Consider the following 15,859-nt stretch of genomic DNA (forward strand, 5'->3'; position numbering starts at 1 on the left):
GACGGCTTAGCCGTAAACCGGGAAGCGCTGGGTCAGCTCGGCGACTTGCGCGCGCACGCGCTCGATCGTCGCGGCGTCTTCCGGGTTGTCCAGCACGTCGGCGATCAGGTTGCCGACTTGCTCGGCTTCCTTCACGCCGAAGCCGCGCGTGGTCATCGCCGGCGAACCCAGACGGATGCCCGAGGTCACGAACGGCTTTTCCGGATCGTTCGGGATCGCGTTCTTGTTGACCGTGATGTGCGCCGCGCCGAGTGCCGCTTCCGCAGCCTTGCCGGTGATCTTCTTCGCACGCAGGTCGACCAGCATCACGTGGCTTTCCGTGCGGCCCGACACGATGCGCAGACCGCGCTTGACCAGCGTTTCAGCGAGCACGCGCGCGTTCTCGACGACCTGCTGCTGATACGCCTTGAATTCCGGCGACAACGCTTCCTTGAACGCGACGGCCTTCGCGGCGATCACGTGCATCAGCGGACCGCCCTGGATGCCCGGGAAAATCGCCGAGTTGATCGGCTTCTCGTACTCGGCCTTCATCAGGATCACGCCGCCGCGCGGGCCGCGCAGGCTCTTGTGCGTGGTGGTGGTGACGAAGTCGGCGTGCGGCACCGGGTTCGGATAAACGCCCGCGGCGACGAGACCCGCGTAGTGCGCCATGTCGACCATGAAGTAGGCGCCAACCGACTTCGCGATCTTCGACAGGCGTTCGAAGTCGATGCGCAGCGCAAACGCGGATGCGCCCGCCACGATCAGCTTCGGCTTGTGTTCTTGCGCGAGCTTTTCAGCCGCGTCGTAGTCGATGTCTTCGGCTTCGTTCAGACCGTAGCTGACCACGTTGAACCACTTGCCCGACATGTTGACCGGCGAGCCGTGCGTGAGGTGGCCGCCGTGCGCGAGGCTCATGCCCATGATCGTGTCGCCCGGCTTGAGCATCGCGAAGAACACGCCCTGGTTCGCCTGCGAGCCCGAGTTCGGCTGCACGTTCGCGGCTTCGGCGCCGAACAGCTGCTTCACGCGGTCGATCGCCAGCTGCTCGGCGACGTCGACGTATTCGCAGCCGCCGTAATAGCGCTTGCCCGGATAACCTTCGGCGTACTTGTTCGTGAGTTGCGAGCCTTGCGCGGCCATCACGGCCGGGCTCGTGTAGTTTTCCGACGCGATCAGTTCGATGTGCTCTTCCTGACGGCGGTTTTCCTGCTCGATAACCTTCCAGAGTTCAGGGTCGACGTTGGCGATGGTGCTTTGGGCTCTGTCAAACATACGGGTTCCGTTGAGTGTTTTCAGGTTGACCGGATCGTGCGCCGAATCCTGCGTAGAGGGTACACAGCGGGGTACGCAGCGCTGTGGGCGGCGAGGCTTGCCCTGACGTGGCGAGTGGAGAGTCGCCGCACACGCGAGGCACGCCAGCCACCGTCAGCGCAGATTAATGCGCGCGGTTCACGGCTGCCCAGGCGAACGGCAAAACGGCACCCTGCGCTTCACGGTGGGTTGTTCCACCTTGAACCCGATTGGTTGAATCGGCTGAGTCGGACGACTCGGTTCTATCGCCAGTCACGCAGGGTCGAGCGCGTTAGTGTATTGGAAGAGGCCCGAATAGGCAACCGACTTCCGGGCGCTCCGACGCCCGCTGGCGGGGCCTGCCGGCGGTCCGGTGACCCCGCGGCGCAACCATCCGACGAAAGCGCGCCGGCCGCGCCGCGCACCCGTTGCGCGCCGCTGCGGCAGACCCCGATCCGGCTCGTGCATCCTTGCCGCAGCGCGGCATTGGAAGTAGGCTTGGGGCCTTTGTCTCTTACCGACCAGGGAACTGCAATGATCGTGTTTGTCACAGGAGCGTCGGCCGGCTTCGGCGCTGCCATCGCCCGCTCGTTCGTCAAGGGCGGCCATCGTGTCGTCGCCACTGCTCGCCGCAAGGACCGCCTTCAGGCACTCGCCGACGAACTCGGCGACGCGCTGCTGCCGTACGAACTCGACGTGCGCGACCGCGCCGCCGTCGATGCAGTGCCGGCCTCGTTGCCGGCCGACTTCGCCGCGATCGACGTGCTCGTCAACAACGCCGGCCTCGCGCTCGGCACCGAGCCGGCGCACAAGGCAAGCCTCGACGAATGGAACACCATGATCGAGACCAATTGCACGGGTCTCGTGCAGGTCACGCATGCGCTGCTGCCCGGCATGGTCGAGCGCAATCGCGGACATATCTTCAATCTGGGTTCGGTGGCCGGCCGCTGGCCGTACGCGGGCGGTAACGTGTACGGCGCGACCAAGGCGTTCGTGCGCCAGTTCAGCCTGAACCTGCGCGCCGACCTCGCCGGTACCGCGCTGCGCGTGACCGACATCGAGCCGGGTCTGTGCGGCGGCACCGAGTTCTCGAACGTGCGCTATCGCGGCGATGACGACAAGGCCGCCAAGGTCTACGAAAACGTGCAACCGCTGACGGCCGAAGACATTGCCGATTCCATCTATTGGATCGCCACGCGCCCGGCCCATGTCAACATCAACACGATCGAGCTGATGCCGGTCGCGCAGTCGTTCGCCGGTCTGTCCGTGCATCGCGGCTGAGTTTGAAGGCGGCCGGCGACGGCCACTGCTACCATTGGTCGCGCCGCCGCCCACCACCATGCCGGCTTTTTCTCGCGGCGCGCCGATAACCCGCTCCCCCGGTCCCGGCGCGGCCGACAAAGCCGGCCTTCATCGCCGCCGACACCCGCCCCACGCAACTCACACTTCGAAACAGACCCCGAAGTTTGCGTTCCGGTAGAATGCGCCGCATGAATATGTCGACCAGCCAGCCAGGCACGGAAATCGGCTATACGTGGTCCATCCGCGTGTATTACGAAGATACCGACGCCGGCGGCATCGTGTTTTACGCCAATTACCTGAAGTTTTTCGAACGGGCTCGCACCGAATGGCTACGCGCGTGCGGCGTCGACCAGCATCGGCTTGCGGAAGAAAACGACGCGATTTTCATCGTGCGCAGTACCGCGGTCGATTACCGGGCTCCGGCCCGGCTCGACGATCTCGTGAAAATTATCAGCCGGATCGAGCGTCTTGGCCGAGCTTCGGTAGACTTCGTGCAGGAAGCCTGGCGCGAAGGCACGTTGCTTGCTACCGGGTCGGTCCGGGTTGGCTGTGTGGACCGCGCGACGCTGCGGCCAGCCGCGATCCCGCCTTCGGTTCTCGCCGCGCTGCGGCAGGGACCCGGCGTCGGCGACAGCGCGGACTGAACAACGGCGGCATGTCAACGGACGATACCTGAGCCTCGTTGTTACGAGGCCAGTGAACTCATACCGGTCAGGTAGCACAAAGCATGGTTCGGCTTCGATATCGCCGATGCTTCCGTTTTGTCCACGGCAAGCTTGAAGCGGCTTTGCAGCCGGACGCCCCCTTCCCGGGACGTTAAAACGAACCTTTATGAACACTACACAAGATCTGTCGATCGTTTCACTCGTACTCAACGCGAGCCTGCTGGCCCAGGCCGTCATGGCTCTGCTGCTGTTGCTGTCGCTACTCTCCTGGACTTTCATCTTCCGCAAGTGGTTTGCGATTCGCCGGGCGCGCGCGCAAACTGAACGCTTCGAGCGCGATTTCTGGTCGGGCGGCGACCTGCAGGCGCTGTATCAGAGCGCCGCGAACAACCGCCACACGATCGGCGCGCTGGAGCGGATTTTCGAGTCCGGCATGCGTGAATTCCTGAAAGGCAAAGAGAAACGCCTGAACGATCCCGGCGCGATTCTCGACGGCGCCCGGCGCGCGATGCGCGCGGCATTCCAGCGTGAAATGGACGTGCTCGAAGCGAACCTCGCGTTTCTCGCGTCGGTCGGTTCGGTCAGCCCGTATATCGGTCTGTTCGGCACGGTGTGGGGGATCATGAATGCGTTCCGTGGCCTCGCCAACGTGCAGCAGGCCACCCTCGCGAACGTCGCTCCGGGCATCGCCGAGGCGCTGACCGCCACCGCGATCGGCCTGTTCGCCGCGATTCCGGCCGTGGTCGCCTACAACCGCTACGCGCACGACATCGATCGTCTGGCGATCCGCTTCGAAACCTTCATCGAAGAGTTCTCGAACATCCTGCAGCGCCAGGCACACTAAGGAGGCCCCGATGGCAGGCTCCCGCTCCTCCAGCATGCGCGGCTCGCGCTCGCGTCGCGCGATGGCCGACATCAACGTCGTGCCGTACATCGACGTGATGCTCGTGCTGCTCGTGATCTTCATGGTCACGGCGCCGCTCGTCGCACCGTCGATCGTCAATCTGCCGACCGTCGGCGGCGCCGCCCCGCAGCAGCAGACGCCGCCCGTGATCGTCAATATCCGCGCTGACGGCAACATGAGCGTCAAGTACAAGGACGACTCCGGCACGCAGCAGCAGGAAGACATGACGAAAGCTGGCCTCAAAGGTTTCATCGCCGATCGGGCACAATCGCACCCGGATCAGCCCGTCGTGATCGCCGCCGACAAAACCGTGAAGTACGAAGTCGTGATGAATGTGATGTCCGAGTTGAAGGCTCAGGGCGTCAAGCGCGTTGGATTGCTTGTCAAATCGCAATGATCCGCAAGAACACCGAATATCCGCTTCAGCCACCGCGTGAACGCGGCACCGGGCGAGCTTTTCTGTTCGCGCTGGTGATGCATGCGCTGCTCGGATTCTTTCTTTATCACGGCATCCAGTGGCAAAACAGCACGCCCGAGGGCGAGCAGGCGGAACTATGGACCGAGGTGCCGGACTCGGCGATCCCGCATCCCGTCGTCACGCCGCCGCCCGCGCCGGTCGCCCCTGCCCCGCCCGTGCGCGACGAGCAGGCCGACATCGCGCTGCAGGAAAAGAAGCGTCAGCAGCAGGAAGCGGCTCGCGCCGCGCAACTGGCCGAGCAACAGCGCCAGCAGAAGCTGAAAGAGCAGCAGGAAGCGGAAGCGAAGCGTCAGCAGCAACTGGCGGCCGAACAGGCGGCCCAGCTCGCGGCGCAGAAGGCCGCGAAGCTCAAGCAGCAACAGGCGCAGCAGCAACAACAGCAACAGCAGCAGGCCGAGAAGCTCAAGCAACAGCAACTCGCCGAGCAGCAAAAGCAGCAGCAACTGAAAGAACAGCAGGAGCAGCAGCAAAAACAGGCACAGGCGGAAGCGCAAAAGAAGGCTGATGCCGAGAAAGCGGCGAAGGCGAAGGCGCAAGCCGAAGCGGCCGCGCAGGCGAAGAAGCAGCTCGACAACGAACGTCGCGCGCGGCTCGCGCAGATGCAGGGTCTTGCTGGCGGCGTGGGCGGCAGCAGTTCGAGCAGCAACGGACTGGGCAAGAGCGGAACGGGTAGCGGCTCCGGAGGCACGGCCGCGTCGCCGGGCTACGCGGACAAGGTGCGACGGCTGGTGCTTCAGCATGTGAACTGGGGCGGCGAAACGGAAGGTCTCGAAACCGTGATCGCCGTGCGGTGTTCGCCGGACGGCAATCAGCTGAGCGCAAACATTACCCACAGCAGCGGCAACGCCGCGTGGGACGCCGCCGCGTTGCGAGCGGTGAAAGCCTCCGATCCGATGCCGCGGGACGTGAATGGCAAGACGCCTGACTACTTCACTATCACGCTGCGTCCGGCAGCTTGATGTGCAGGCTGACAGCCGACTGACATCCAACGCCGTGCCCCACCAGGCCGGCGTTGCGCGGGAACGAAATAGCCGTTTACCGGTCTGTCTGCTGTCTTCGAGTATTAAGTAAAACCGTTTTGAGGAACCCATACAGCATGAGTTTGATGACCAAGCTAGGCCTGCGAACACTCGTGGCAACGTGCCTGATCGCCGTCGGCGGCGCCGCCAACGCACAACTCAACGTCCTCGTGACGGGCGTCGGATCCACCCAGTTTCCGATCGCAACGGCGAATTTCGCCAATGAAGCGAACTCCCCGCAGCAGGTCAGCACGATCGTGCGTCAGGATCTGCAACGCAGCGGCAAATTCACGAATGTCGACGCAGGCGCGACGCCGGTGTCCGAGACCGATTCCGTCGACCTCGGCGCATGGAAGGCGAAGGGCGCCAACGCGTTCGTCGCGGGCAGCGTGAACCGCCTGCCGAACGGCCAGTACGAAGTGCGTTTCAAGCTGTACGACACGGTCAAGGGCGAAAGCCTCGGCGGCCTCGTGCTGGTGAGCCCGGAAAGCGGTCTGCGCATGAGCGCGCACAAGGTCGCGGACTACATTTACGCCAAGCTGATGGGCAACCGCGGCGTGTTCGCGACGCGCCTGTCGTACGTGATCAAGTCGGGCAACCGCTACCAGCTGCAGATCTCGGATTCGGACGGCCAGGACGCGCATATCGCGCTGTCGAGCCCCGAGCCGATCATCTCGCCGGCCTGGTCGCCGGACGGCACCAAGGTCGCGTACGTGTCGTTCGAGAAGAAGAAGCCGATCGTCTATATCCACGATCTGCCCACGGGCCGGCGCATCGTCGTATCGGACCAGAAGGGCAACAACAGCGCGCCGGCGTGGTCGCCGGATGGCCGCACGCTCGCCGTCGCGCTGTCGCGTACCGGCAATACGCAGATTTTCGCGGTCAACGCGGACGGCAGCGGTCTGCGTCGTCTGACGCAGGGCAGCTCGATCGACACCGAGCCGACCTACTCTCCTGACGGTCAGTGGATCTATTTCACGAGCGACCGCGGCGGCGCTCCGCAGATCTACAAGATGCCGGCGCAAGGTGAAAGCGCGGGCAACGCGCAACGCGTCACGTTTACGGGCAGCTACAACACCAGCCCGCGTGTGAGTCCTGACGGCAAGGAGCTTGCCTACATCTCGCGCGTCGGTGGTGGATTCAAGCTGTACATCCAGGACCTGCAAGGCGGAACCGCCACGGGCCTGACGGACACCTCACATGACGAATCGCCGAGCTTCGCGGCGAACGGTCAGTACATTCTTTACGCCACTCAGGTGAACGGCCGTGGCGTGTTGGCCGCAGTATCGACCGATGGTCGCACTCGGCAGGTCCTGTCCGTTCAGGGGGGCAGCGTACGCGAGCCATCCTGGGGCCCGTTTATGCAATAACGTTGATGCAATAACACAAGGAGAGTAATCAAATGATGTCCAAACTTCGTTTCGCATTCGCCGTCGTGATGGTCGGTGCATTGGCCGCATGTCACTCTGGCGTCAAGCTCGACGAAAACGCCGGCAAGGGCGCAGGCTCGGGTCAACCGAATCCGAACGACGTCGCGACGGTCAACGTCGACCCGCTGAACGATCCGAACAGCCCGCTCGCAAAGCGCAGCATCTACTTCGACTTCGACAGCTACTCGGTCAAGGACGACTATCAACCGCTGCTGCAACAACACGCGCAATATCTGAAGGGTCACCCGCAGCGTCACGTGCTGATCCAGGGCAACACCGACGAGCGCGGCACCAGCGAATACAACCTCGCACTCGGCCAGAAGCGTGCTGAAGCGGTGCGTCGTTCGCTGTCGCTGATGGGCGTGTCGGATTCGCAAATGGAAGCCGTGAGCCTCGGCAAGGAAAAGCCGCTGGCAACGGGTCATGACGAAGCGTCGTGGGCACAGAACCGCCGCGCCGACCTCGCGTATCAACAGTAAGTCAACGGGTGATAAGCCGAATGACGCATCGTTTCTCCTGGCTGCGGGTTGCCGCAGCGGCCTGCGTCGCAGGCACGGCCCTCGCGGCCGTGCCCGCCCATGCGGGCATGTTCGACGACGATCAGGCCCGCCAGGCCATTCTCGACCTGCGCTCGAAGACCGATAGTCTGTCGAGCCAGCTGTCGGCGGCGCAACGCACGATCCTCGATCAGTCCAACCGTCTCGACCAGCTGAACCAGCAGGTCGCGACGCTGCGCGGACAGAACGAGGACATGGCGAACCAGCTCACGACGCTGCAAAAGCAGCAGAAGGACTACTACACCGATCTCGACACGCGCCTGAAGAAATTCGAGCCGCAGCAGCAGACGGTGGATGGCGTCCAGGGCGAGGTGCAGCCGGGTGAAACCGAGGCGTTCAACGCGGCTTCACAGCAGTTCCGCAGCGGAGATTTCAAGAGCGCGGCGGCATCGTTCCGCAGCTTCATCTCGAAATATCCGAGCAGCCCCTATCAGCCGACCGCGCAGTACTGGCTCGGCAACGCGCTGTATGCACTGCGCGACTACAAGGGTTCGACGGCGGTCTGGCAAGGTATCGTGGCCAAGTACCCGCAGCATCCGCGCGCGCCGGAAGCGCTGCTCGCAATCGCGAACAATCAGCTCGAACAAGGCCAGAAGGCCGCGGCGAAAAAGACGCTCGAGCAGATCGTCGCGCAATACGCCGGCTCGGACGTCGCGCAGTCGGCACAGAGCAAGCTGTCGCAGATCAAGTAGTTCGTGGTGACGGATTGATCACGTTTTGATGGAGTTGTCGGCAGTAACGCGCAGTGTCCGAAGTGATAGCCACGCGCGCCTCTCGCTGGAAAGCCCGGGTAGTGATGCCCGGGCTTTTCATCTTGGTCCGATGGCATTGCAGTGTTGACAGGCCATCGGCTCGCCGATATAATTTCGCTTCTCTTTTGGGTCGTTAGCTCAGCTGGTAGAGCAGCGGACTTTTAATCCGTTGGTCACAGGTTCGAATCCCGTACGGCCTACCAAAAGATTCGAGGGCTGACATGCGAATGCATGTCGGCCCTTTTCTTTTTCTGCCCGCGCGTGCCATCGACGAAAGCGATGGTGCTCGGCGCGCAGCAGCATCGGATCTATCTGGTGTCATCGAAGTTCGGCACGGACGAAGCAGTTACCGCCGCCAATCCTCGCCTAGATAAGCCCATGCGCGATGCCGCTCGGCCTCGCCCAACGCTCGCTGTCGTTCGACACGCCGAAATCGGCGGGTTGTAATGAAACGGTTGTCGAGCTAGCTGTCGCACGCTTTGCGCTGGCGCGCGCGAGAATGCGCTGCTCGTGCACATAGAAGAATTCGAGTTGGCGTGCGTCGGACGCTTTTCGCTCGAGTTCGAACACATCCTCGAGCACGCGCCGCGACACGTGAAAGCGCTGAAGTCCGCGGCCAAGTTGGATCTGAAAGACAACACCGTCGCTGTTATGCGGCACCGCTGCCCAGATAAGCGGAATGCTACTCATGGAGCCCCCGTAACTGGATCTTCACGTCAGGAACATTGACATTTGATCCTCGCACGGAAAAACGCGTGGCGCGACCTGTCAAAATTTAAACAACGTTGATTTGGTGTTTTCGCCACAGTGCCGGTCCCGAGTTTGCAACGCATCATTGATTGCACATGCACCGGTCTGGAGCGAATCGTTACGCTCCCCGAGCTTAAAGACTTCTTCTGCTTCATCACCCCTCCGACCCTATTCATTGGATCGCATGGTTCGGCACCTCACAGACCGTCTACGCCTTCCGCTCGCATGATCGCTTCACGACGCCTTCGAGCGTTCGACAACGAAGAAAGCAACAAAGAAGAGACGACGAAACGGCGCGCGTGTCCTGCAACGATCGGACTGCCCCGCCGCTCAGGGGGTGCCCATGAAAGCTGGAAAGGTAATCTGGGTATTGGCTTTGCCGTGTCTGATCGAAACGTCGCATGCGCAGGAGGTCTATCTGCAAGGCGGCACGCTGGGCATCGGGGTCGGTGCGGCGTGGAGCGTCACGTCGTGGTTCGGCGTACATGCGGACTTCAACGCGATCAATCTGTCGCACAACTTCGAGGTCGGCGGCAATCGCTACGAAGATGACATACGGCTACGACAGGGCGGTCTCTACGGCGATTTCTTTCCGTGGGCCGGCACCGGCTTTCGCGTGACCGCGGGCCTGCGTCTGACCGACAACGAAGTCAGCGGCAACTCGGTTCCGACCAACGGCATGTACGTATTCGAGGGCAAAGCCTCGCCGGCCTTTCCCGGCGAATACGCGACGGCGACCGCCCGATACCCGACTGCGATGCCCTATCTCGGCATCGGCTACGGCTTACACCCGAGAGGAAAAGGCTGGGGGCTCGTGGTCGATGTCGGTGTCGCCTATGGCATTCCGAAGACCTCGTACACGCTGTCGCCGGCACTATCGCAGGCGGCGGGACCGGAGATGAGTCAGCGGATCATCAACACTGGATTGCAGCAACTACGCGATAAGGTCTCGCCTTATCGATGGTATCCGACGTTGCAGATCGGCATTTCTTATCGCTTCTGACGCGCGGCGCTCGGAGTCCGTCGCAGCACCATAAATTTGCAAAGAACTTTTCACATTCCAATTGCCAATAAAAGCGCTTGGAAGAAAGAGCGACATGACTCTCGCTTTTTCTGGTTATTTATCGAGATGAAAAGATATGCAATGATCGCCGCCAAATCAGCGGGGCATGTGTGAACCCTGCGTGAGCATACGTTCCGGCAACCCACGGCGCATTGCTTTTTCATTGAACCGATAATGACCAACTTTCTGTTCGATCTGCTATCGAACCTCGCCTTGCTCGCCATCGTATCGATGACCTGTCGACTGTATAACCGGCTCGGGTCGGGCGCCACGTTGAGCGGCCCGGTGATTTTCATCGTGCTCGCGCTGGTCGCGAGCGTGCTCGACGGCTCGTTGACGTTTGTCGTATTCGCCGACGCGCAGCGTCGCTATGGACAATTCGTCCGGCCGACATTATTTTTTCAGCGCGCTGGCGCATATGCACTCGCAATCGTGATCGCGTTCTCGTGGCATCGCATGTTAAAGCGCAGGCGAGCCGTAAAAAGCGACCTGGACGACGCGGTTGTCATCCGAACGTCACCGTATTCCGAATCGCGGCTGCGCATGTAGTCCCGGTCCACTCCGATCGGCCATTTTTCGTCTCTCAATTGCCGCCCGCGAGCAGTGCAGGAACGGTCCTTGCGAATGCGGGCGCCGTCGGCTATAACTCCCGAAGACCGCGCGTTGTGGGTCATGGCACCACCGTCGTTCAATCCGTTGATGACAACTTATAACGAGGAAACATCTTGGATATCGAAACCGCACGTGCATTCATCATGACCCGGGGCATCGACATCGGCACCAAGGTGATCGGCGCAATCGTGCTGTGGATCGTCGGCCGCTGGGTCATCGGGCTGATCTCCAACCTGTTGCGCAAGGTGCTCGCACGCAACGGCAAGGTCGATCCGACGCTCGCGCACTACCTCGCGTCGATTCTCGGCGCGTTGCTGAACCTGCTGCTGGTCCTTGCGATCCTGCAAATCTTCGGTGTGCAGACAACGTCGTTCGCCGCGTTGCTCGCCGGTCTCGGCCTCGCCATCGGTACGGCGTGGGGCGGCTTGCTCGCGCACTTCGCGGCCGGCGTGTTCATGCAGGTGCTGCGACCGTTCAAGGTCGGCGATTTCGTCACGGCCGCGGGAGTCACAGGCACCGTCACCGAGTTGGGCCTGTTCGGCACGACGATCGTCACACCGGACAACGTGATGACCATCGTCGGCAACAACAAGATTTTTTCCGACACGATCTCGAACTACAGCGTGCTGCCGTTCCGGCGCGTCGAGCTGACCGCGAAGATCGCCAACGGCGTCGATCCGACCGATGCGATCGCGCGTCTGAAAGCCGCCGTCGCGAAGATTCCGAACGTGTCCGAAAACCCCGCGCCGGACATCGAGGTCTTGAGCTTCACGCCGGAAGGACCGTTGCTGTGCGTGCGCCCTTACTCGTCCAACCAGAACTACTGGCAGGTCTACTTCGATACCAATCGCGCGATCGTGCAGACCTTTAAGGAAGCCGGCTATCCGACGCCGGAAACGCCGCTCGCACCGCGCGCGATCACGCGCGATTGATGTGATCTAACGTGCTCGCGAAGCCCGCACGCGTCGTCGGCACCGCGGATGAAAAAAGGCGTCGCGAGATTCGCGACGCCTTCTGGTTTTCCAAGCCCGAACTACAGCCGGCAACAGTCCGTCAACGCGTACTCGCGTTCGCGTCATTCTTGCGCAGCATCTTCCACAACGCGGCGAGCACGACCGGCACGATTGCCGCGCCGATACCGACCAGCACGATCACATTCAGATACTGACGGATGAACGGGATGTTGCCGAAGAAATAGCCGAGCAGCACGAGCAGCAGCACCCATGACAGCGCGCCGACGACGTTGAACATCTGGAAGCGGCTCCAGGTCATCGACGACGCACCGGCGACGAACGGCGCAAAGGTCCGCACGACCGGGATGAAACGCGCGAGTACGATCGTCTTGCCGCCGTGTTTCTCATAGAAATCGTGAGTCTTCTGCAGCGCGGCACGATCGAGAAAGCGCTCGAGCACCGGAATGTGGGAATTGAACACGCGCGGTCCGATCGCACGGCCGATCAGATAGTTGACCGTATTGCCGCCGATCGCCGCCACCAGCAGCAACAGGATCAGCAGCCCGAGATGCATCTGCCCGGCCGCGCAGAACGCGCCGCCGATGAACAGCAGCGAGTCGCCCGGCAGAAACGGCAGAACCACGAGCCCAGTTTCTGCGAACACGATTGCGAATAGCACCGCGTACACCCACGTGCCATACACCTGGATGAAGTCCCCGAGGAACTTGTCGATGTGTAGGACAAGGTTGGCGAAATGTAGCAACGTATCCAAGGAGTGTCCTTATAAGCCATTGTTTGCGTAGAGGGAAACGGCCAACGCGCGACCCAATAACAGGTCAGCAAGCGGCGGGCCGACCGCTGCGAATTGACCGCGACATGATACAGAAAGTGCCTCGGGTCGATTAAAAAACTGCGGATTGGGCACAGGCGCGGGCGGCATGCGCCGAGTCGCTATAATTTCGCCATGTCCGAATTCTCCGAAACGCCTGCGGGCACCGCGGCCGCGGCCGCACCCTCCGACGCCTCCCGCGCGGCGCCCGCGCCGCGTCCGCTGCGCGCGATCCAGCCGCTCCCCGATCAACTGATCAGCCAGATCGCCGCCGGCGAAGTGGTCGAGCGGCCGGCGTCGGTGGTCAAGGAGCTGCTCGAGAATGCGCTCGACGCGGGCGCGCAAACGCTGCGCATCCTGCTCGACGAAGGCGGAGTCAAACGCATCTCCATCACCGACGACGGCTGCGGCATCCCCGAGAACGAACTCGTGCTCGCACTGACGCGCCACGCGACCAGCAAGATCCGCTCGCTTGCCGAGCTCGAAGCGGTCGCGACGCTCGGATTCCGAGGTGAGGCGCTCGCGTCGATTGCGTCGGTCGCGCAGATGAGCATCACGAGCCGCACCGCCGACGTGCCGCACGCGGTGCGCATCGATGCGGAAACCGGCGTGCTGAGTCCCGCCGCCGGCACGCAAGGCACGACGATCGAAGTCCGCGAGCTGTACTTCAACACGCCCGCGCGCCGCAAATTCCTGAAAAGCGAACAGACCGAACTCGGCCACTGTCTCGAACAGATCCGCCGCGCCGCTCTCGCGCGGCCGGACGTCGCGATCTCGGTGCTGCACAACGGCAAGGCCGTCGAACACTGGAACGCGAGCGAGCCGCCCGCACGCGTCGCGAAGATTCTCGGCGATACGTTCGCGACCGCCCATCTGCCGCTCGACGAATCCGCTGGTCCGCTCGCGATCTACGGCTGCGCCGGTCTGCCGACCGCGAGCCGCGGCCGCGCCGATCAACAGTATTTCTTCGTCAACGGCCGCTTCGTGCGGGACAAGCTGCTCACGCACGCGGTACGCGCCGCGTATGAAGACGTGCTGCACGGTGAGCGTTATCCGTCGTACGTTCTGTTCCTCGATCTGCCGCCCGAGGGCGTCGACGTGAACGTGCATCCGTCGAAAATCGAGGTGCGTTTCCGTGATTCGCGCTCGATCCACCAGTTCGTGTTCCATGCGGTGCAGCGCGCGCTCGCGCGGCACGCGGGCGCGTCGCCGGAAACGACGGCGGGCGGGCATGCGGCGCATCTGGAGCCGTCGGCCGGTGGACCGGCTTCATTTGGTTCGACGCCGCTGGGTAGCACAAGCGGCGTAGGCGACGGCATTGGCGCGGGCGCCGGTGTTTCGAGTGGCGCGGGCTTCGACGCCGGAAGCCGTGGCAGCTTTGGCGGCGGCAGCGGCTTCAGCAGCTTCGGCGCCTCGCAGCCCGGCAACACGTGGATGCGCCAGGCGCGCATGACGCAAGGCACGCTGCCGGTCGCGCAACCGCTCGCCGGTTACGACGCGCTGTTCGGCCGCAAAGACCCGCTCGCGGGCCGGGTCGAAGGCGCGTCGCTGTTCGAAGCGCGCGACTCGGCGAGCGAAACGACGTCGCCGTACGACGCGGCATCGTTCGCGTCGCGTCCGGCTTCTCCCGCATTCGACGCCACCGACGACCAGCCGCTCGGCTTCGCGCTCGGCCAGATCCACGGCATCTACGTGCTGGCGCAGAACCGCCACGGGCTCGTGATCGTCGACATGCATGCCGCGCACGAGCGCATCCTGTACGAGCAGTTCAAGAACGCGCTCGCCGACCACGCGATCGCCGTGCAGCCGCTGCTGATTCCGCAGACGATGCAGGCCGATCCGGTCGAAATCGGCACGGTCGAGGAAGAGCGCGACACACTCGATGCGCTCGGCTTCGACCTCGCGGTGCTGTCACCGACCACGCTCGCGATCCGCGCGGTCCCGGCGTTGCTGAAGGACGCCGACCTGCAAGCGCTCGCGCGTGCGGTGCTGTCCGACCTGCACGCGTTCGGCGGCTCGCGGGTGCTGACCGAGCGTCAGCACGAACTACTCGGCACGCTCGCGTGCCATCACGCGGTGCGCGCGAACCGGCGTCTGACGCTCGACGAAATGAACGCGCTGTTGCGCCAGATGGAAGCGACCGAGCGCGCCGACCAGTGCAACCACGGGCGTCCGACCTGGTATCAGCTGACGCTGGCCGATCTCGATCGGCTGTTCATGCGCGGCCAGTAACGCGCCGCGTTCGATCACACCGTTGCGCCGCGCGCCCGCTTTCCCATGACGTCACGCCCTACCCTCATCCCGTGCCTGCTCGGCCCGACCGCGTCCGGCAAGACTGCAGCGGCGCTCGCCCTCGCCGCGCGGCGGCCGGTCGAAATCATCAGCGTGGATTCGGCACTCGTCTATCGCGAGATGGACATCGGCACCGCGAAACCGACCGCGGAAGAACGCGCGGTCGCGCCGCATCATCTGATCGATATCGTCGATCCGGCCGACTCGTACTCTGCCGCGCAGTTTCGCGCCGATACGCTGCGGCTCGTCGGTGAGATTCACGCGCGCGGGCGGCTGCCGCTGCTGGTCGGCGGCACGATGCTGTACTACAAGGCGCTCACGCAGGGGCTCAACGACCTGCCCGGAGCCAATGCCGAAGTACGCGCGACGCTCGACGCCGACGCCGCCCGTGACGGCTGGCCCGCGCTTCACGCGCGGCTCGCCGCGCTCGACCCGGTCACGGCCGCGCGCCTCGCGCCGAACGACTCGCAGCGCATCCAGCGCGCGCTGGAGGTGTTCATGCTGACCGGCCAGCCGATGTCGGCGCTGCTGGCCGCGCCTGCGCGCACCGACGACGCCGCGTCGGCATGGCGCTTCGTGCCGGTCGCGCTGGAGCCGTCCGAGCGTGGCGTGCTGCACGCGCGCATCGAGCAGCGCTTCGATGCGATGCTCTCGCACGGGTTCATCGATGAAGTGGTGAAGCTGCGCGCGCGCGGCGACCTGCTGCCCGAGATGTCGTCGATGCGCTGCGTCGGCTATCGGCAGGTGTGGGAATACCTCGATGGCGCGGTCGATTATCGGACCATGCGCGACAAGGGCATCTTCGCGACGCGGCAACTCTGCAAGCGGCAACTCACGTGGCTGCGCAGCATGCCGGAGAGACAGGTGGTGGATTGCTGCGATCCGCACGCGACGGCGCGGGTGGTGGAGTTGATCGAGACGCTGGTTTGAGGCGACGATCAGCGTGAGGGAAGCGGAGGGATGTAAAGCGGGGATTTGAAG

General features: G+C 63.4%; 16 protein-coding genes, 1 tRNA gene and 1 riboswitch. Of the genes, 14 read left to right on the forward strand and 3 right to left on the reverse strand.

Annotated elements, in window-relative coordinates; genetic code table 11:
* Positions 1 to 6 precede the first annotated feature (6 nt).
* On the reverse strand, positions 7 to 1,254 hold the full coding sequence (glyA, locus tag GCT19_RS02040) for a serine hydroxymethyltransferase (RefSeq protein ID WP_013088526.1): 1,248 nt from the start codon (positions 1,252 to 1,254) through the stop codon (positions 7 to 9).
* A 178-nt stretch (positions 1,255 to 1,432) separates the two neighbouring features.
* Positions 1,433 to 1,559: riboswitch (ZMP/ZTP riboswitch) on the reverse strand.
* Positions 1,560 to 1,806: 247 nt separating this feature from the next.
* Here glyA and ydfG point away from each other — a divergent pair.
* The 9 genes from ydfG (at position 1,807) to GCT19_RS02090 (ending at position 8,582) form a co-directional block, all read left to right on the forward strand.
* Positions 1,807 to 2,553, forward strand: coding sequence for a bifunctional NADP-dependent 3-hydroxy acid dehydrogenase/3-hydroxypropionate dehydrogenase YdfG (gene ydfG / locus GCT19_RS02050; RefSeq protein ID WP_018431858.1), 747 nt, complete (start codon positions 1,807 to 1,809; stop codon positions 2,551 to 2,553).
* A gap of 200 nt (positions 2,554 to 2,753) precedes the next feature.
* Positions 2,754 to 3,218, forward strand: coding sequence for a tol-pal system-associated acyl-CoA thioesterase (gene ybgC, locus GCT19_RS02055; RefSeq protein ID WP_152850884.1), 465 nt, complete (start codon positions 2,754 to 2,756; stop codon positions 3,216 to 3,218).
* Between the two features lie 187 nt (positions 3,219 to 3,405).
* Positions 3,406 to 4,083, forward strand: a complete 678-nt coding sequence (tolQ, locus tag GCT19_RS02060) for a protein TolQ (protein WP_006047860.1) — start codon at positions 3,406 to 3,408, stop codon at positions 4,081 to 4,083.
* Positions 4,084 to 4,093: 10 nt separating this feature from the next.
* Complete coding sequence (gene tolR / locus GCT19_RS02065; protein ID WP_013088523.1) at positions 4,094 to 4,540, forward strand: protein TolR; 447 nt, start codon at positions 4,094 to 4,096, stop codon at positions 4,538 to 4,540.
* Positions 4,537 to 5,580, forward strand: a complete 1,044-nt coding sequence (gene tolA, locus GCT19_RS02070; RefSeq protein WP_152850885.1) for a cell envelope integrity protein TolA — start codon at positions 4,537 to 4,539, stop codon at positions 5,578 to 5,580. Before tolR ends, tolA begins: the two co-directional genes overlap by 4 nt.
* 137 nt (positions 5,581 to 5,717) lie before the next feature.
* Entirely contained in the window at positions 5,718 to 7,010 is a 1,293-nt protein-coding gene (gene tolB / locus GCT19_RS02075) for a Tol-Pal system beta propeller repeat protein TolB (protein WP_152850886.1), read from the forward strand.
* A 32-nt stretch (positions 7,011 to 7,042) separates the two neighbouring features.
* Positions 7,043 to 7,549: a peptidoglycan-associated lipoprotein Pal gene (gene pal, locus GCT19_RS02080; protein ID WP_013088520.1), complete on the forward strand. Its 507-nt coding sequence runs from the start codon at positions 7,043 to 7,045 to the stop codon at positions 7,547 to 7,549.
* 20 nt (positions 7,550 to 7,569) lie between these two features.
* The gene (ybgF, locus tag GCT19_RS02085) at positions 7,570 to 8,319 is read left to right on the forward strand and encodes a tol-pal system protein YbgF (RefSeq protein WP_013088519.1); all 750 of its coding nucleotides are present in this window, start codon (positions 7,570 to 7,572) and stop codon (positions 8,317 to 8,319) included.
* A gap of 187 nt (positions 8,320 to 8,506) precedes the next feature.
* Positions 8,507 to 8,582: transfer RNA gene (locus GCT19_RS02090), tRNA-Lys, on the forward strand.
* A gap of 163 nt (positions 8,583 to 8,745) precedes the next feature.
* On the opposite strand, the gene GCT19_RS02095 is transcribed toward GCT19_RS02090, so the two are convergent.
* Complete coding sequence (locus GCT19_RS02095) at positions 8,746 to 9,069, reverse strand: hypothetical protein (protein ID WP_152850887.1); 324 nt, start codon at positions 9,067 to 9,069, stop codon at positions 8,746 to 8,748.
* Between the two features lie 403 nt (positions 9,070 to 9,472).
* Here GCT19_RS02095 and GCT19_RS02100 point away from each other — a divergent pair, with 403 nt between their 5' ends.
* The 3 genes from GCT19_RS02100 to GCT19_RS02110 all read left to right on the forward strand — a co-directional run bounded on the left by GCT19_RS02100 (position 9,473) and on the right by GCT19_RS02110 (position 11,736).
* Entirely contained in the window at positions 9,473 to 10,132 is a 660-nt protein-coding gene (locus GCT19_RS02100) for a hypothetical protein (RefSeq protein WP_026227989.1), read from the forward strand.
* 234 nt (positions 10,133 to 10,366) lie between these two features.
* A complete protein-coding gene (locus tag GCT19_RS02105; RefSeq protein WP_152850888.1) occupies positions 10,367 to 10,741 on the forward strand; it encodes a hypothetical protein in 375 nt (124 codons plus the stop codon).
* A 176-nt stretch (positions 10,742 to 10,917) separates the two neighbouring features.
* Positions 10,918 to 11,736, forward strand: a complete 819-nt coding sequence (locus GCT19_RS02110; protein WP_018431865.1) for a mechanosensitive ion channel family protein — start codon at positions 10,918 to 10,920, stop codon at positions 11,734 to 11,736.
* A 121-nt stretch (positions 11,737 to 11,857) separates the two neighbouring features.
* On the opposite strand, the gene GCT19_RS02115 is transcribed toward GCT19_RS02110, so the two are convergent.
* Entirely contained in the window at positions 11,858 to 12,529 is a 672-nt protein-coding gene (locus tag GCT19_RS02115) for a VTT domain-containing protein (protein WP_013088514.1), read from the reverse strand.
* A 192-nt stretch (positions 12,530 to 12,721) separates the two neighbouring features.
* Here GCT19_RS02115 and mutL point away from each other — a divergent pair, with 192 nt between their 5' ends.
* Positions 12,722 to 14,818, forward strand: a complete 2,097-nt coding sequence (mutL, locus tag GCT19_RS02120; RefSeq protein WP_152850889.1) for a DNA mismatch repair endonuclease MutL — start codon at positions 12,722 to 12,724, stop codon at positions 14,816 to 14,818.
* Positions 14,819 to 14,863: 45 nt separating this feature from the next.
* On the forward strand, positions 14,864 to 15,808 hold the full coding sequence (gene miaA / locus GCT19_RS02125; RefSeq protein ID WP_152850890.1) for a tRNA (adenosine(37)-N6)-dimethylallyltransferase MiaA: 945 nt from the start codon (positions 14,864 to 14,866) through the stop codon (positions 15,806 to 15,808).
* Positions 15,809 to 15,859: the final 51 nt, after the last annotated feature.

Source organism: Paraburkholderia atlantica, from assembly GCF_009362785.1.
Classification (GTDB): domain Bacteria; phylum Pseudomonadota; class Gammaproteobacteria; order Burkholderiales; family Burkholderiaceae; genus Paraburkholderia; species Paraburkholderia atlantica.

Excerpts from the sequence above, each read along its gene's own strand:
- miaA (WP_152850890.1), top strand. The coding sequence starts at position 14,864 with ATGACGTCACGCCCTACCCTCATCCCGTGCCTGCTCGGCCCGACCGCG.
- tolB (WP_152850886.1), top strand. The coding sequence starts at position 5,718 with ATGAGTTTGATGACCAAGCTAGGCCTGCGAACACTCGTGGCAACGTGC.
- glyA (WP_013088526.1), bottom strand. The coding sequence starts at position 1,254 with ATGTTTGACAGAGCCCAAAGCACCATCGCCAACGTCGACCCTGAACTC.
- GCT19_RS02105 (WP_152850888.1), top strand. The coding sequence starts at position 10,367 with ATGACCAACTTTCTGTTCGATCTGCTATCGAACCTCGCCTTGCTCGCC.
- ydfG (WP_018431858.1), top strand. The coding sequence starts at position 1,807 with ATGATCGTGTTTGTCACAGGAGCGTCGGCCGGCTTCGGCGCTGCCATC.
- tolR (WP_013088523.1), top strand. The coding sequence starts at position 4,094 with ATGGCAGGCTCCCGCTCCTCCAGCATGCGCGGCTCGCGCTCGCGTCGC.
- tolQ (WP_006047860.1), top strand. The coding sequence starts at position 3,406 with ATGAACACTACACAAGATCTGTCGATCGTTTCACTCGTACTCAACGCG.
- ybgF (WP_013088519.1), top strand. The coding sequence starts at position 7,570 with ATGACGCATCGTTTCTCCTGGCTGCGGGTTGCCGCAGCGGCCTGCGTC.
- GCT19_RS02095 (WP_152850887.1), bottom strand. The coding sequence starts at position 9,069 with ATGAGTAGCATTCCGCTTATCTGGGCAGCGGTGCCGCATAACAGCGAC.
- tolA (WP_152850885.1), top strand. The coding sequence starts at position 4,537 with ATGATCCGCAAGAACACCGAATATCCGCTTCAGCCACCGCGTGAACGC.
- pal (WP_013088520.1), top strand. The coding sequence starts at position 7,043 with ATGATGTCCAAACTTCGTTTCGCATTCGCCGTCGTGATGGTCGGTGCA.
- ybgC (WP_152850884.1), top strand. The coding sequence starts at position 2,754 with ATGCGCCGCATGAATATGTCGACCAGCCAGCCAGGCACGGAAATCGGC.
- mutL (WP_152850889.1), top strand. The coding sequence starts at position 12,722 with ATGTCCGAATTCTCCGAAACGCCTGCGGGCACCGCGGCCGCGGCCGCA.
- GCT19_RS02100 (WP_026227989.1), top strand. The coding sequence starts at position 9,473 with ATGAAAGCTGGAAAGGTAATCTGGGTATTGGCTTTGCCGTGTCTGATC.